This window comes from Prevotella nigrescens, assembly GCF_031191185.1.
In the GTDB taxonomy this organism is placed as follows: domain Bacteria; phylum Bacteroidota; class Bacteroidia; order Bacteroidales; family Bacteroidaceae; genus Prevotella; species Prevotella nigrescens.
The window spans coordinates 410014-425000 of sequence record NZ_CP133465.1; the positions used below are offsets into that span (position 1 = coordinate 410014).

General features: G+C 39.1%; 16 protein-coding genes and 1 tRNA gene (1 of these 17 running past the window's edge). 7 read left to right on the forward strand and 10 right to left on the reverse strand.

What is annotated here, in order from left to right; translation table 11 throughout:
• The first annotated feature begins 118 nt into the window (after positions 1 to 118).
• Together RDV52_RS03785 and RDV52_RS03790 are read left to right on the forward strand one after the other, a co-directional pair.
• On the forward strand, positions 119 to 628 hold the full coding sequence (locus tag RDV52_RS03785) for an RNA polymerase sigma factor (protein ID WP_004366988.1): 510 nt from the start codon (positions 119 to 121) through the stop codon (positions 626 to 628).
• Positions 618 to 1097, forward strand: a complete 480-nt coding sequence (locus RDV52_RS03790) for a hypothetical protein (RefSeq protein WP_004363591.1) — start codon at positions 618 to 620, stop codon at positions 1095 to 1097. The genes RDV52_RS03785 and RDV52_RS03790 overlap by 11 nt, the downstream gene beginning before the upstream one ends.
• Before the next feature lie 239 nt (positions 1098 to 1336).
• On the opposite strand, the gene RDV52_RS03795 is transcribed toward RDV52_RS03790, so the two are convergent.
• From RDV52_RS03795 to rpmH, 6 genes are all read right to left on the reverse strand, one after another.
• Entirely contained in the window at positions 1337 to 1987 is a 651-nt protein-coding gene (locus RDV52_RS03795; protein ID WP_004363592.1) for a NigD1/NigD2 family lipoprotein, read from the reverse strand.
• The gene (locus RDV52_RS03800) at positions 1980 to 3137 is read right to left on the reverse strand and encodes a 1-acyl-sn-glycerol-3-phosphate acyltransferase (protein WP_004366987.1); all 1158 of its coding nucleotides are present in this window, start codon (positions 3135 to 3137) and stop codon (positions 1980 to 1982) included. The genes RDV52_RS03795 and RDV52_RS03800 overlap by 8 nt, the downstream gene beginning before the upstream one ends.
• A 95-nt stretch (positions 3138 to 3232) precedes the next feature.
• Positions 3233 to 4228 carry a D-alanine--D-alanine ligase gene (locus RDV52_RS03805; RefSeq protein ID WP_004363594.1) on the reverse strand — a complete coding sequence of 332 codons (996 nt, stop codon included), beginning with the start codon at positions 4226 to 4228 and terminating at the stop codon, positions 3233 to 3235.
• A gap of 31 nt (positions 4229 to 4259) precedes the next feature.
• The gene (locus RDV52_RS03810; protein WP_004366986.1) at positions 4260 to 5351 is read right to left on the reverse strand and encodes an RluA family pseudouridine synthase; all 1092 of its coding nucleotides are present in this window, start codon (positions 5349 to 5351) and stop codon (positions 4260 to 4262) included.
• A 6-nt stretch (positions 5352 to 5357) separates the two neighbouring features.
• Positions 5358 to 6137 carry a PASTA domain-containing protein gene (locus RDV52_RS03815; protein WP_004366985.1) on the reverse strand — a complete coding sequence of 260 codons (780 nt, stop codon included), beginning with the start codon at positions 6135 to 6137 and terminating at the stop codon, positions 5358 to 5360.
• Positions 6138 to 6250: 113 nt separating this feature from the next.
• On the reverse strand, positions 6251 to 6406 hold the full coding sequence (gene rpmH / locus RDV52_RS03820; RefSeq protein WP_004354441.1) for a 50S ribosomal protein L34: 156 nt from the start codon (positions 6404 to 6406) through the stop codon (positions 6251 to 6253).
• Positions 6407 to 6624: 218 nt separating this feature from the next.
• Here rpmH and efp point away from each other — a divergent pair, with 218 nt between their 5' ends.
• The 3 genes from efp (at position 6625) to radC (ending at position 9041) form a co-directional block, all read left to right on the forward strand.
• Positions 6625 to 7191, forward strand: coding sequence for an elongation factor P (gene efp, locus RDV52_RS03825; protein ID WP_004366984.1), 567 nt, complete (start codon positions 6625 to 6627; stop codon positions 7189 to 7191).
• A gap of 95 nt (positions 7192 to 7286) precedes the next feature.
• Positions 7287 to 8339, forward strand: a complete 1053-nt coding sequence (locus tag RDV52_RS03830; protein WP_004366983.1) for a glycosyltransferase family 2 protein — start codon at positions 7287 to 7289, stop codon at positions 8337 to 8339.
• A 6-nt stretch (positions 8340 to 8345) separates the two neighbouring features.
• Positions 8346 to 9041, forward strand: coding sequence for a RadC family protein (radC, locus tag RDV52_RS03835; RefSeq protein WP_004366982.1), 696 nt, complete (start codon positions 8346 to 8348; stop codon positions 9039 to 9041).
• 180 nt (positions 9042 to 9221) lie between these two features.
• On the opposite strand, the gene RDV52_RS03840 is transcribed toward radC, so the two are convergent.
• Both RDV52_RS03840 and RDV52_RS03845 read right to left on the reverse strand, forming a co-directional pair.
• The gene (locus RDV52_RS03840; RefSeq protein ID WP_004366981.1) at positions 9222 to 10460 is read right to left on the reverse strand and encodes a DUF6383 domain-containing protein; all 1239 of its coding nucleotides are present in this window, start codon (positions 10458 to 10460) and stop codon (positions 9222 to 9224) included.
• A gap of 145 nt (positions 10461 to 10605) precedes the next feature.
• Complete coding sequence (locus RDV52_RS03845; RefSeq protein ID WP_256593307.1) at positions 10606 to 11502, reverse strand: T9SS type A sorting domain-containing protein; 897 nt, start codon at positions 11500 to 11502, stop codon at positions 10606 to 10608.
• 677 nt (positions 11503 to 12179) lie between these two features.
• On the opposite strand from RDV52_RS03845, the gene RDV52_RS03850 reads away from it, so the two are divergent.
• Positions 12180 to 12626 (forward strand): HU family DNA-binding protein, encoded by a 447-nt coding sequence (locus RDV52_RS03850; RefSeq protein ID WP_040557410.1) that lies wholly within the window; start codon positions 12180 to 12182, stop codon positions 12624 to 12626.
• Positions 12627 to 12994: 368 nt separating this feature from the next.
• Here RDV52_RS03850 and RDV52_RS03855 read toward each other — a convergent pair.
• Positions 12995 to 13068: transfer RNA gene (locus tag RDV52_RS03855), tRNA-Asn, on the reverse strand.
• 129 nt (positions 13069 to 13197) lie between these two features.
• Positions 13198 to 14136, reverse strand: a complete 939-nt coding sequence (locus RDV52_RS03860; protein WP_040557423.1) for an IS30 family transposase — start codon at positions 14134 to 14136, stop codon at positions 13198 to 13200.
• Between the two features lie 443 nt (positions 14137 to 14579).
• Here RDV52_RS03860 and RDV52_RS03865 point away from each other — a divergent pair, with 443 nt between their 5' ends.
• On the forward strand, positions 14580 to 14987 hold the 5' end (the start) of the coding sequence (locus RDV52_RS03865) for a type I restriction enzyme HsdR N-terminal domain-containing protein (RefSeq protein WP_004366979.1). It continues 1161 nt past the right edge of the window; only the first 408 of its 1569 coding nucleotides appear in the window; it begins with the start codon at positions 14580 to 14582; its stop codon lies off the right edge, out of view.

Here is a 14987-nt window from a genome sequence, read left to right on the forward strand (position 1 = left end):
TTATTGTTCCCAACAATAGATATCTTTGTATAAACAACTAACAAAGGTTAAAACATAGCCATTTTACACGGCTCTTTGTAACTTCAATCCCCACTTATTCGTCTTTACAATAGAGAGAATGGAAAAAGTTAGTTTCCGAAACGACGTGTTGCCATTGAAGAATCAACTCTTCAGATTGGCGCTTCGCATAACCCTTAATAGGGAAGAGGCTGAGGACATTGTGCAAGACACGATGATAAAAGTTTGGGACAAACGCTACGAATGGGGTTCCATCGATTCCATAGAAGCCTACAGCCTGCGGATATGCAGGAACCTTTCGCTCGACAGACTGAAGAAGCGAGACAATCAGAACGGCTCTTTGGAAGAAGAACAACCCAGACAAGAACCACTCTCAACACCGCAGGACAGACTGGTAGACCAGGACAGACTGCGCATAGTAAAGGAGATTGTAAACTCTTTGCCCGAGAAACAGCGCACATGTATGCAGCTACGAGACTTCGAAGGCAAGCAATACAAAGAGATTGCAAGCATCTTAGGCATAACGGAAGAACAGGTAAAAACAAATATTTTCCGTGCTCGCCAAACTGTAAAACAACGATTTCAGAAAATAGAACAATATGGATTATAAGTACATCGAACAGTTATTGGAACGCTATTGGCGCTGCGAAACTTCGCTACAAGAGGAGGAAATACTGCGTTTATTCTTCTCTCAGGAGGAAGTTCCTGCCGATTTGCTGCCTTATAAAGACTTGTTTGTCTACGGACAGAAACAGAAAGAGGCTGACGTTCTTGGCGATGACTTTGACCAGAAGATACTCGAAAAGGTGAACGAAGACCACCCTGTAAAGGCTCGTACCATTACAATGCGTAAGCGCTTAATGCCACTCTTCAAGGCTGCAGCAATTGTTGCCATCTTGCTCACATTGCAGAACGCATTGCAAGAAACATTCAATGGCACCACGCCTTCGGCTCAACAACATGTTGAAATGCCAAATGCGAACAAGACTCCCAAGAGTCCGGCTGTGGCAAAAGCCGACTCTGCCAAGGTAGATTCAGCCCAGAAGGTTAGCGCCATCACCGAAACAGAGTACAATTAAAAGAAATATCATTTTAATGCTTTCTCTATAAAACAAATCATTTTCTAATAAAACAAGTTCGAAACTGTGAAGTTTCATTTCTCAAATTTTTTAAGACGACAGACGAAAACCGGCATCGAAAGGTGTCGGTTTTTCTCTTGTTCCTGTTTTCTGCTTTATCCGCATAACCTTTATAGCTGCATAACATGAAAATTGCAGACTGACATTTTCAGCCTACCAAATGTCCATTACGCCAAAGTTTATAAAATAAAATTTTTCGTTACTTCTCCTTTATAGGTACTTATGTGCAGCTCCATGCTGTCTCCTTTGCGCGCAAAAGCAGTAGGGATACTAACGAAAGTGCGCACTGTGTAGTATTCGGGAACATTGTTCTGGTTGTGCAGTAAGCGCAGTTTATACTTCTTTGTTCCGTTCGCCAACGCTTCAACAGTTTCTAAACTTACACCTAAAGATTGTTGGACATTGCTCTTACCCGTCTTTAAAGCCAATTCGAGATTGACATACTTGCCAGTTTTGGCAAGCCATGCACTGGTAAAGCCCAATGGATCGGTTGGATTTTTAGCCGTGTTGGTTTGTTTTGGAACAGATAAGACATACACTTTGGCTATTGCAACGGGTTCAATGTCTATACCCTTTTTGTTATAAAACAATTGTGCTCGATAAGTGGTATCGGGACGAATTGCCCATTTTGCATACAACGGTTGGCGAAGCAAAAGCATATCACCATCATCGGTAACAGCCGAAACAAAAGCTGCCTTACCATTGGTGGTAGCCTCAACAAAGTCGGAACGCAAATAAGAGTATTCCGAGTCGCCCGTTTTAAAAGGGTCATTGGTGCAAGCCACCAATACAAAGGCTACAACGAGAAAAAAGAAGATTGGTCTACGCATTTGCCTTCAGATAGTTGCGAGCAGGGTTGGCATACATTTCAAGCAAACGTTGGCGAAGATACGCTTCGTCTTTATTGGGAAGGGTAATCTTTGCGAGTTGCTTTTCTATATAAGCATCGAACTTCGCTTTATTATCATCAGAGTACTTATTGGTATAAATTGTAGTACCATCAAGTTCATCGAGCGCAACATAATTGTTGGCATAAAGACGATAGTTGCGGTGTATTTCTTTGTCTATATGTTGACAAATTGCAGCTAACAGTGGTCCGTTCGCCATATCTGTTGTAGTCTTCAGTGTTTCTAAATATTCGTCGATACAAGGAGCAGCGTGGTAATGAATGTTGCCTTTATAGCCCATTATACCCGTTTGCATACTAAGTACATCGTCCATTGGTCCTTTCTTCCAATTTGCATTGTCGCGTTTTGCCTGCATTTCTGCCGCCTTCAGATAGTCGCAGGGGTCGTATTCGTAAGAAATAGAAAGCGGAACGACGTGAAACTGCTGAAGTCTTTCGAGCAATGTGCCTTCTGCTCCCAATGCAAACATTTTAAGAATAGACTTTTGTGTAAGGTCGTTAGAATCTTTAGCCCGTCCTTCGCGTTGTGCAATCCAAAGATTTTCGTGTTTTTCTGTAAGTGCAAATATCATATAGCGCGCCATCTTTACGCTCGCCTGCATAAGTTCGCGGGGAGCAAGACCACGTTTAACTATGAAACTCTTGTTAAGCCGTGCCAAGTCGCGCACCCAGGGTAACGACAGCAGATTGTCGCCAATAGCAATTTCGCAGGTAGTAGCAAACCCATTATCGATTAACAACTTTGAGAGAAACGCCGAATCGAGCACAATATCACGGTGGTTACTGACAAAGGTATATTGCCTTGTATTGTCGATGGCCGACGATTCCATATCGCAACCTGTGCTTGCCTTGTCAATAAGCTCTTGGAGGAAAGTATAGGCAAAAGCTTTCTGAAACTCAAGAATAGTCTTACATTGGTGCATCTTCTGAGAAATAGCATCAATCGGCACATTGGGATAAAGATAGTTTAATACTTGCCGGAATTGTTCGTTTGCAAGTAATCTGTTGTAAACTTCGGGCAGTTCTTCAGAGTCGAAAGGGCGTATATCGTCAAATTCAGAAAGTGTTTTCATAATTTATTATATTATGTATTCACTTATTCTTAAATGGTCGTTATAAAGAAATAAAGGTGCAGAACCGTATTGGCCTACACCTATTATATGTGTATTTAGAATTGATTTTCTACAATATCGCTAAGTACATTTTTAATATCCAAACCAGCTGCACGCACTTGTTGTGGAACAAAGCTTGTAACGGTCATTCCTGGAGTAGTATTTACTTCGAGCATATTGATAACATCGTTGCCATCGTTATCCTTTGTTATGATATAATCGATGCGAATAATACCATTTGCGTGCAGAATATCGTAGATGTGAGAAGTTACTTCTGTTACCTTCTCAGCCAACTCCTTGCTGATACGAGCAGGTGTTATCTCGTCTACCTCGCCATTATATTTAGCATTATAATCGAAAAATTCGTTGCTTGTAACCACTTCCGTGATAGGGAATGGAACCGACTTTTCTCTCGTCTTATAGATTCCTTGTGTTATTTCAACACCATCAAGGAAACTTTCTACCATAACTTCCGAACTTTCCATAAAAGCCTTACGAAGTGCAGGAGCTAATTGGTCTGCATTCTTTACCTTTGAAACGCCAAAGCTGCTGCCGTCGGTTGCAGGTTTCACAAAACAAGGCATACCAATCTTCTCTGCTATTTCTCTTTCATTATACGTTTCTCCAAGACGCAGTAAAATACTTTCAGAGACATGAATGCCATACGATTTTAAATAACGGTTCAATACAAACTTATCAAAAGTGAGTGCCGACGCCAACACATCGCAAGTAGAATAAGGAATGTTTACCAATTCAAAATAGCCTTGCATAATACCATTCTCGCCTGGTCGCCCATGTATTGTTATATACGCATAGTCGAAGAACACTGTCTGACCATTATTATTAAACGAGAAATCGTTTTTATTAATCGGTGCGGTGTGCCCGTTATCGAGGTTTACATGCCAATCTGTTCCTTTTACATCGACTATATAAATATTGTAACGTTCCTTATCGAAGAAGGAATACAACCCTTGTGCAGAACGGAGAGAAACATCGTGTTCTGAAGAATCGCCACCGCAAACGATGGCTATTGTACGTTTCATATCTTTCATTCTAATTATTTATTTTAATCATGCAAGAAGCTCACAATAGCTCTTGTTTACCATTTATGTAATTTCGCCACTTTTCTATTACACTTGACAAATCGTCGGGAAGTTCGCTTGTAAAGTCCATTTGCTCTCCTGTCCGTGGGTGAACAAAACCGAGCGTCTTTGCGTGCAAGGCTTGCCGGTTGCACAATTTAAAGCAATTTTGTATATAAGCTCGGTATGTACTGGTACGCTGTCCACGCAATATTTCTGTGCCACCATAGCGCTCGTCTCCGAAAAGCGGATGCCCGATGTGCTTCATATGTGCTCTAATTTGGTGGGTTCTACCTGTTTCCAATATACATTCTATAAGGGTTGTATAGCCAAATCGTTCTAAAACCTTATAGTGCGTAACGGCAGGTTTACCTATTCCGGAATCGGTATCAAACACTTTCATGCGTAGCCTATCCTTTGGATCGCGTCCAATATTTCCTTCTATCCGCCCTTCGTCCTCGGTAAAGTTCCCCCATACTAAAGCTACATAGCTACGATGTGTTGTTTTATTGAAGAACTGCTTACCAAGGAATGTCTTTGCATCTGGTGTTTTAGCAATTAAAAGTAGACCACTTGTATCTTTATCAATACGATGAACCAAACCAACGGCAGGATCATTAGGGTCGAAATTCTTTAAGTCGCGCAAATGCCAAGCTATTGCATTTATGAGTGTACCACGAAAATTACCAGCCCCAGGGTGCACAACAAGTCCTGCGGGCTTATTTATCACCATAATTTCATTGTCTTCGTAGACAACATTGAGCGGCATATCTTCTGCAACAATAGTGTTATCGTGCTTCGGACGGTCAAGCATCAAGGTGATAACATCATTGGGGCGTACCTTGTAATTACTTTTTACAGGCGTTCCATTCACATAAATACTTCCTGCATCAGCAGCTTTCTGAATACGATTACGACTGGAGTGTTGCATTCGTTCAAACAAGAACTTGTCTATCCGCACTGCTTCTTGCCCTTTATCAACCTCTACACGGAAGTGTTCGTAAAGTTCTTCCCCATCGGCAGCAATGTCGTTCACGCCTAAAAGATCGTCAGCTAAATCTTCATAAAAGTATTCGTCAGCTATCTCTATCATACCTTATTATTCAGTTGGCTTTGGCGTATTCTGACCAGGTGGTAAAGCTTGCGATTGTGGTGGAACCGAAGGTAGAGTTCGTGGAGCTGATTTTCCTCCCTCTTTTATTTCGTTTCCATTTTCGTCCACAGGGACTTCTACCCAATCGTAATATTCTTCGTATTTAGGCTCTTCAACCTCTATTTCTTCATATCTACTTCCAGGACGCTGATTTGTAGTATCGTTCGCATTGCGTGTTCCATCGCCCACCTGCAGCACAATTACGGCATCGTTAGGAATACGATCTCCGGCTTGTGCAAGCTTTCCGTTTACCAAAACGCCATAAACCCAGTCCTTTTCTCCTGGAATATATTCAGGGTCTCCCACTTTGAACCCCATTGATAATAATTCGGCTTGTGCCTCGCGAAGAGAACTGTTATCTGCTATATCGGGTAAAGGCAATGTTGGTGCACTGGCAGCATTGATAGTAACATATATGACACGTGTAGATTTTATGCGTTTTCCACCAGCTGGCGTTTGTTCCAAAATACAATCAGGGGGTAAATCCTTTACGTATCCAGTATCAGCAACTTCTATTGTCAACCCTACTTTGTCCATAATATCAAGTGCGTCGTCGTACTGCTTATGAAGTATATTCGGCACGACGATAGATTCGCCCATATGGGTATAATAGTCAATTCCATATCTCACTCCTATAGAAAGCATCGTTACGAGAATGACTATTGCGAGGACATTTCCCCAAACATAGGTACTAAAAAAGCTGTGGACGAATCCCTTTGACGTCATTTTATTATACTAATAACTTATTATAGGGCAAAGTTAAAGAAAAAAACGGAAAGAAGCAAAGAATAGTCTCTCCTTCTTTCCGTTTCCAATTCAATTTTCTATAAGCCTTTAGATTACTTTCCGTGATGTTCGTCAGACACAGTAAGTTTCTTACGACCTTTAGCACGACGAGCAGCCAATACGCGGCGACCATCTTTTGTTGCCATTCTTTCACGGAACCCGTGTTTATTTACACGACGACGGTTGTGAGGCTGAAATGTTCTTTTCATTGTTATATATTCTTTTTTATGTTATTATGCGATAAAAACATCACGACGAGACGCAATCTCACGTCATGGGTTGCAAAATTACTTATTCTTTTTCAATTAACCAAGAAAAGGTTGTTTTTTAGCTGAATAATTTATGTTTTTTTCTATATTTTACTTAACTTTGCAGCGCAAAGCAAATTATCCCGTAACATATAAATAATAAATATAAAAAACAGATTATGATTAATTCACAAGAAATCAAAATCGGAACATGTATCCGTCTTGATGGAAAGATTTGGACTTGTATCGACTTTCAACATAGGAAGCCGGGTAAGGGCAATACGGTTATGATTACCAAACTGAAGAATGTTTCTGATGGCCGCGTACTTGAGCGTACATTCCAAGTAGGATTTAAGCTTGAAGATGTTCGTGTTGAGCGTCGTCCTTACCAATATCTTTATCAGGACCCAACAGGATATATCTTTATGAATCAGGAAACTTTCGAACAGATTCCTATTCCTCTCCATCAAATTACAGGTGCCGAATTTATGAAGGAAGGCGACATTGTTGAAGTCGTAACAGACACTTCTGACGGCACAATTCTTTCTGCAGAAATGCCAGTCAAAACTATATTGAAGATTACGCATAGCGAACCTGGCGTAAAAGGTAATACAGCAACAAATGCCACAAAACCTGCCACATTAGAGACAGGTGCTGTAGTTCGCGTTCCACTATTCATAAACGAAGGCGAAACAATTCAGATTGATACACGCGATGGAAGTTACTTAGGTCGTGTAAACGCATAACATAATAAAAGGACAAAAAGGAAAGAACGACAACCACCTTTTTGTCCTTTTATCGTTTCTTTTATTTGTAACACTCTACTCACCACCGAAATATTATGAAATACAGCATCATTGTTCCTGTTTTTAACCGACCGGACGAAGTAGACGAACTTCTGTCGAGTTTATTAAGCCAGACTTTTACCGATTTTGAAGTAATCATTGTAGAAGATGGTTCGCAAAAGACATGCGAAGAGGTTTGCAAGAAATATTCAAATCAACTCGATCTGCATTATTTTATGAAGTCTAATTCTGGTCCGGGACAAAGCCGAAATTATGGTGCTGAACGTGCAAAAGGCGAATACTTACTTATTCTGGATTCTGACGTAGTATTACCTGAAGGATATTTAAGTGCTATTGAAGAAGAACTTAAACGTGAACCTGCCGATGCTTTCGGTGGTCCTGACGCAGCCCACGAATCATTTTCTGAAACTCAAAAAGCTATTTCTTACTCTATGACTTCATTTTTTACTACCGGTGGCATTCGTGGTGGCAAAAAGAAGTTAGACAAGTTTTATCCTCGTTCTTTCAATATGGGCATTCGTCGAGATGTTTATATGGAGCTGGGAGGATTTTCCAAGATGCGTTTCGGAGAAGATATAGACTTCTCCATTCGTATTTTTAAAGCTAATAAACGTTGTCGCCTCTTTCCAGATGCATGGGTTTGGCACAAACGCCGTACCGATTTCAGAAAATTTTATAGACAAGTGTACAATTCGGGGATTGCACGCATAAACCTTTATAAGAAATATCCAAAATCGCTGAAACTAGTTCATCTGCTACCAATGGTATTCACCGTGGGGGTTATATTCCTTAGCCTACTTTTTATTATCGGTCTTTTCGTTTCGCTCGTGCCGTCGGTTTCTTATTCTTCAAAAGCTGTGGGTTTATCTTTTTGTATATGTGCTATTGCCCCTATCCTACTCTATTCGATCTTAATCTTGATAGATAGCACTGTTCAGAACAAAAGCATAAAAATTGGCTTTCTTAGTATTCGCGCAGCTTTCGTGCAACTTATGGGCTATGGTTTCGGATTTATTGAAGCATGGTGGAAACGCTGCATAAAAGGCAAAGACGAATTTGCAGCCTTCGAAAAGAATTTCTATAAATAATGGTTTATGGTGGAAAAAACAAAACTAACCATCAATAAATGGGCAGTAGAAGACCGTCCACGCGAGAAACTTATAAATATTGGAGCCGACAAACTTTCTAATGCCGAACTTTTAGCAATCCTTATTGGTTCCGGTTCTACACGTGAAAGTGCCGTCGAACTTATGAAGCGTGTGTTGGCAGACTGTAAGAATAACCTTAATACACTTGGAAAATTATCTATAACCGACCTTACAACTTACAATGGTATAGGCGAAGCAAAAGCTGTAACCATACTTGCCGCATGCGAATTAGGAAAAAGACGACAGGCATCTGACATTGCAAAACGCCCAAATCTTGATTCTGCCCCTGCCATATACAATTATATGTACCCAAAAGTACAAGATAAAGATGTAGAGGAAGCCTGGATATTACTGATGAACCAAAAGTTAGACCTTATCGAAGCTAAATGTATTTCGCACGGAGGTATTACAGGAACTGCTATTGACGTGCGCATAATTTTAAAAGAAGCATTACTGAAAAATGCCACTGCAATTGCTCTATGCCATAATCACCCCAGCGGAAATCCTCGACCCAGCAGAGAAGACGACAATATTACTAACTGTTTAAAGAAAGCTGCCGACACGATGCACATTTATTTTGTAGACCACGTTATTGTTGCCCAACAGCACTTTTATTCGTACCGCGAAGAAGGAAGAATATAATAAAGGTAGGTTCTAAAAGACAGACCAACGTAGAATTTTGAGAACATGCCTAAACACGCTTCTTCAGAATCTTATATTACAATGTTCTTATTGTAAGCGGCTCCTATTCTACAATTTAAATCCAAATCGGTTGTAAGAAGATACAATTACCCTAACAACCAATTTGGATTCAAGAAAACACTATCGCGCCACTATCTTATTAACATAGCCATTTATAGAAACAATATATATACCTTCTGATGGCAATTCTAAAACAATATGCGAAGAAGACACAAGGCTGTTTGCTATTTTTGTTCCATTAACCGAATATACAGACAGAGTCTCACCTAAAGGAGCATTGTCTATAACAACCTGTCTTCCAGATACACAAATACCTACATCATTGTTCGATACCTTGCCTATTCCTGTCGGATTAGTTACGCTCAAGACATTTTTAGAATTAACTACAACATTGCCATTTGCCGAAATAATACTTCCTTCCGGAATTACTATATAACAGCCCTCGTGTGGCACTTCTACTCCACCGAAATTACAAGAAACAACCCATTGTTCTTTCTCTTTAGTCAATACAGGCGTAGCTTCTTTAATCAGTTTGTTGTTATTGCCAAATAGTTGTATCTTGGCATTCGGCGAAAGCATTATTGGCTGGTTATAGAAAAAACGAACTTCGTTAAGCACACCATCTTTATTATCAAGAATGTTGCACCCTACATAGTTTATTGTCTCCATAGGTTCAGTATATCCGCCTACAAAATCTACTTTTGCTTCTTCATTCGTTATGTCGGCGCGGAATCTTGGTCTCAGACTTCCTTCGGGCAATACAAGCGAATAGTGCACTCCTTTCTCAAAGTTCATCTTTTCTCCAAAGTTAGCATAGGCTTGACCTAAGTTCCAATCCCAACCTACATTTGCTTTAAATGTTCTCACTGGGAGCCCCTCTCTATACAATGTCATTTCTGGTTCTCCAATAGGTTCTGTTTCTGTTTCAAAATAGAAACACATAAGTCTTTCTGATGTTACAGTAGAACCATCTTTAACAGAACAATATTTTCCTTGAATCTTTGAAGGGACTGTAAAGCTAAATTTAAGATTTTCAGCTTTTATCGTAGGATTACTTTTAAGACTAATTGTACCTGATGGAACTTCCAACTGATAAGAGCGACCTTTGGGAAGAATAAGTTTATCGAAAGAAATAACCGCAATACCCTGTTCTTGATAGGTATCAGACTTAATTGTACCAGTTGCTACCGTCTTACCATCGCAAGTTATCAGGGCTTTTGCATCTTCAGCAACTGTAATTTTACCTGCAAAATAGATGTTAGTTACATTAAGCGGTTCATATACTCGCTTATTTTCAATAGTACAACTCGTCGGAGTTAATATTTCATTACCCTCCGCAAATGTTGGTATTGTGAGCATACATAGCCCGATTATACAAATGAGTAAATGTTTTTTCATACCGAACTCCTTTCTTCTAAATGATTAATTAATAGTTCATCGGTTGAATTAAATATGCTAAATAATTTTTACCAATGGTATAATTGTTTTCTTTTATTGCAAAACATTACTTGACAATTATCCTCCGTGTACAAACCAATTTGCCTTGCTTTGCCAAGGCGCAGATGTATATGCCCTTTGAAAAGTGAGGTGTCTCAATGCTCTTTGTCATAACTGTGGAAGAGAGAATCTTCTGCCCGCATACATTCAGAATATCAATATGGTCGCAGTTTTCTATGGAACTTAATTCTATTGAACCATTACGGTATATTACGTAGATATTTCGTGTATATGCAATATCGGCAATCCCGGTTTCTCTGGGATTGATAACGGGACGAATGGGAAGACCGATTGTTCTCTTGCTAGATCTTCTGCCAACACTGCCTGAATCGTAATCTATATCTTTGGCTTTCGTTATAAGATCATCAGGATCTCCTTCTGCTCTATGAAGCGTTCCGGTCCAACAATATCCTTTCCAATTCTGGTTACGATATGTTGTCCCTTGATATGTAGCAGCGTATCCGGCAGCAGGAAGAAACAGGGTGTTTTCATTTGCACCATAATGGAAGCGTCTGCCCCAAATGCCGTCCACTTCCTCCCATTTATTCCAGCAGAGTCTCACGAGTTCCCCTACCTCCTCAAAAGTAGGCAGGCGCCATCGTCCGCCCCATTTTACCCTTGCTGCATCGTATTCCGTCCCGCAGATATTTTCTCCGATATTCGTGCATAACGTGTAATAGGCAACTCCGGGAATCTCTTTGTATCCTTCAAAGAATTTGTAATTCTCATTAGTATATTCCTCTTTAGGCTCTGTCTCTCCCCACGCGAAGTAGTCTCCGAAGTCTGTGGAAGACTCAGCGCCGATGTTGCAGGTTGCCCACAGGGTGCCGCTTGGAAGCCCCATATCCACATATTCATGTCCGTCAATCACATTTGTTTGTGCATAAGAAATTGAAACGAACATAGTACTTAGTATAAATAACAGACAAAGTTTCAGCGTATATATCCCTCTGTTCTTTATATTTAGAGATTTAAAAAATATTTTTTTCATAAGGAGTAATTTACTTAAACATTGTTTCAGATTGTTATCGCAAATATATATTATAAATATTAAAAATGGAAAATAAAGGTTGTATTTTACTTCTATTTATATTACATTAACTATAATTAAGAATAAATATACCAATAGGAGATACAATATTTTTTTAATGGTGAAATCTATCAAAAGAATTTTTTAGTATCTGTCTATAATTATAGAATAGAAAAATGTAATTATAAAATCAGATTTTATAATTACAAAAACATTCATTCTTAATAATATTTTTCTGTGCTGTAATCACGGTTGGCAATTAGGCTGTTCAAAACCCAATATTCTAATGCTCAATAAAGATAAAAGCTTCGTTACACCTTATTAATATAATAACCTGTAAATTGCCAAGTATTTAACAAAAAGTGAAAAGTTGAAATTTTGTACCACGCATTTTTTATATACTATCCATAAAACTACCCATAGAACTACCTACTTTCTGCTTTGAAAGGGCTAAATTGAGTTGTAACTTTGCACCATCGCACGAACAAAAGCACTTGCGTGCGACGAAAGACAAGCAAGTGCAAATTTTATTAATCTTAATATTTTAACTTATGAACTATTCATTAAACAAAAGGAAGATGGGCGTTGGTCCAAAGAAAGGCTTAACAATGTACATAGCCAGAGCAGTTTGCCAAAAGCAACGTGTAAGTATCGACAGACTTTGTGAATTTATGGCAGATGGTTCTACTGTGAGTCAAGCAGATGTTGCAGCTGTTTTTTACAAATTCCGGACAGTATTAAACTTACTTTGTTCGCAAGGTAACATTGTAGATGCGGGACCACTTGGCAAATTCCGTCCTACTTTCAGCGCAAAAGCTGTAGAGAAAGAAGACGACTTTAAGCCTTCTACTCACATTAAAAAGACGATGATTTTGTTCAGACCGAGTACCGACTTCAGAACATTACACGATGTCGAGTTCTTTAAAGTTGCGGCGCAGGAGAAAACAAAAGGTAAAAAGAAGCCTGAAAATGGTGGAGGATCACAACCACACCCTTAAATTCGCTTTTTGAAATTTGAGAGAAGAGAATTGGAGATGCACCAAAACGGTGTGTCTCCTTTCTGTTCATTGTAAATAATTCCCATAAATAGTAGATTATGCTGAACTGTTATCATTGAGATCTGCTTTAATAATAACAGGAATGTTGCAAAATAATGCTAATATCCAAAAAGAAAATCTGATAAAAAATGGAATTATACATATGAAAGTTCTATATTTGCAAAAATAAAGAGTATCCTTTTTTAGGCTTGTCAAACTGAATGCTTATCCTCTCACACTAAATTTCTACTGTCTCCTTTAAAAAACACGAAAAATTGGAAGAATAAAAAACAAAAAAAGAGAACAGTCTTACAACTATCCTCTTTTTGCGCTCCAGGATGGGCTTGAACCAACGACCCCCTGATTAACAGTCAGGTGCTCTAACCAACTGAGCTACTGAAGCAGTATCACAATTTCTTTTAAGCGAATGCAAAAGTACGATGTTTTTTTTTATCTACCAAATATTTCTGAAAAAAATATCACTTTTTATAATAAAATACCTCCAACGCAGAGTCAACCAGCAAGTGCAAAATTACAAAACGTGTTTAAAGAACTCGCACTTTGGAGTAGAAAAGTTTAATTTTTCTCTTGGTCTTTCGTTCAATTTCTTTTGTATGGACATAATTCTCTTGTCCGTATAGTTATCAAACGAATCCTTTTTAGGTATATACTGCCTGATTAATTTGTTTGTATTCTCAACAGCTCCCTTTTGCCATGAACAATATGGGTCAGCGAAGTACACGGGCACGCCTAAGTATTTGGTGATGTCCTTATGTGCCGCAAATTCAGGTCCGTTATCTGTTGTAATCGTCTTGAGGCTGTCCTTGTATGGCAGCAGTAGTTTCCTAACCACCTTTACCAGAGGCTTTGACAGTTTTCCAAATGGCAGTTTCTGCATAAACAACATATTGGTGGATTTCTCCACCATTGTGAGTATGGCGTGCTGGGCAGGGGCGACGATCAAGTCCATCTCAAAATCTCCGAATCTCTTCCCGTCAACTTCCTTACTTCTTTCATGGATACTCACCCTGTCCTTTATTGGAAGATGTCCGCCTTTGGGACGATGCCTGTATTTCATCTTATGCCTTGTGTGCTCTGCAAGTTTCCCTGTTGTGTCATTGTGGATGATGTTATAGATGGACTGGTGGGACACCTCTATGCCCTCATTCATGCGCAGATACCCTGATATTTGTCTTGGAGACCACTGGTCGTTGGTAATATATTCTTTAATTCTCCAAACTAATTCGTCGGAGAGCTTGGCGTTGGTTACCGTGCTCTTTCTGCGCTGCATAGCCATATCATGCGCCTTCGTCCAGATATACTTCCCGGAAGGCGTGCTGTTGCGTTTGATTTCACGTGAGAGTGTTGACTGACTAATACCGACGATGTCGGCAATTTCTTTTCTCGCTGTTTTCTTTTGGAGTAAGGCAAAAATTTGCGACCTTTGCTCCGAGATTAATTGATGATACATTTGCAATACAAAATTAGTTAATCTTTGGGAGACTTCGGTCTCCTTTTTTATTTGTATTGCTGGTTGTTTCTTTTTCCTCTCCGAGAGATGCAGACAACCTCTCGCTACGCGTCGAGAACGTCTGCATCTCTCGGAGAGGGACACTCTTTTATTGCACTTCGATTTGGAAAGTACAGCAAGGACAACTTTCATCATACTATCATACAAAAAACGATTTCTAATATTTCCCTTTATCAATAAAAATAATTACATTTGCAGTACTGATATACAGACAAGAAAATGCCATAATTACCGATGAACTCTAATACTCTGTTATAGAGAGTAGATTTACGATACAAGACTCATGTAAAGAAGTATCGCATCAATATTTTAGACATTTCTAATTATTGCATCTTCGTTCTATGACGAACAATACCAAGAGAATAAATATATAAAATAAAACTATGAACAAAACATTATGGAATTACTATAAGCAGTCAACAGATGGACAAAATGCAATTGCAATGTTTAATCCAGAGCCAGACGATGCTTATCAAGAAATAGAGAATATAGCAACTTTCTTACAAAAGTTGGACGGTTATGTTGAACCTCAACATTTTACAGATCGCGTATTTGTGTACGAAGTTAACCTTTCCGAACGGAATCTCTTAATCGAAGAACTTTCCGAGCGCAAGAGTTTCGAAACTTTTGTAGAATCCTATGACTTAAAAGAGTTTGATATTCAAGAAGAAAAGGTTATTTGGTTTGAAGAAAATTATTTTATCAAAGCAGATAAATTCAGACAAAAAGCAGCTACAATAGATGCTCTATCAATGTACTTATACTTTTATGATGCTTATTTCAAGCCTATC

Excerpts from the sequence above, each read along its gene's own strand:
- RDV52_RS03815 (WP_004366985.1), bottom strand. The coding sequence starts at position 6,137 with ATGACGTCAAAGGGATTCGTCCACAGCTTTTTTAGTACCTATGTTTGG.
- RDV52_RS03860 (WP_040557423.1), bottom strand. The coding sequence starts at position 14,136 with ATGTATCATCAATTAATCTCGGAGCAAAGGTCGCAAATTTTTGCCTTA.
- efp (WP_004366984.1), top strand. The coding sequence starts at position 6,625 with ATGATTAATTCACAAGAAATCAAAATCGGAACATGTATCCGTCTTGAT.
- RDV52_RS03850 (WP_040557410.1), top strand. The coding sequence starts at position 12,180 with ATGAACTATTCATTAAACAAAAGGAAGATGGGCGTTGGTCCAAAGAAA.
- radC (WP_004366982.1), top strand. The coding sequence starts at position 8,346 with ATGGTGGAAAAAACAAAACTAACCATCAATAAATGGGCAGTAGAAGAC.
- RDV52_RS03795 (WP_004363592.1), bottom strand. The coding sequence starts at position 1,987 with ATGCGTAGACCAATCTTCTTTTTTCTCGTTGTAGCCTTTGTATTGGTG.
- rpmH (WP_004354441.1), bottom strand. The coding sequence starts at position 6,406 with ATGAAAAGAACATTTCAGCCTCACAACCGTCGTCGTGTAAATAAACAC.
- RDV52_RS03830 (WP_004366983.1), top strand. The coding sequence starts at position 7,287 with ATGAAATACAGCATCATTGTTCCTGTTTTTAACCGACCGGACGAAGTA.
- RDV52_RS03800 (WP_004366987.1), bottom strand. The coding sequence starts at position 3,137 with ATGAAAACACTTTCTGAATTTGACGATATACGCCCTTTCGACTCTGAA.
- RDV52_RS03805 (WP_004363594.1), bottom strand. The coding sequence starts at position 4,228 with ATGAAAGATATGAAACGTACAATAGCCATCGTTTGCGGTGGCGATTCT.
- RDV52_RS03840 (WP_004366981.1), bottom strand. The coding sequence starts at position 10,460 with ATGCTCACAATACCAACATTTGCGGAGGGTAATGAAATATTAACTCCG.
- RDV52_RS03790 (WP_004363591.1), top strand. The coding sequence starts at position 618 with ATGGATTATAAGTACATCGAACAGTTATTGGAACGCTATTGGCGCTGC.
- RDV52_RS03810 (WP_004366986.1), bottom strand. The coding sequence starts at position 5,351 with ATGATAGAGATAGCTGACGAATACTTTTATGAAGATTTAGCTGACGAT.
- RDV52_RS03785 (WP_004366988.1), top strand. The coding sequence starts at position 119 with ATGGAAAAAGTTAGTTTCCGAAACGACGTGTTGCCATTGAAGAATCAA.
- RDV52_RS03845 (WP_256593307.1), bottom strand. The coding sequence starts at position 11,502 with ATGTTCGTTTCAATTTCTTATGCACAAACAAATGTGATTGACGGACAT.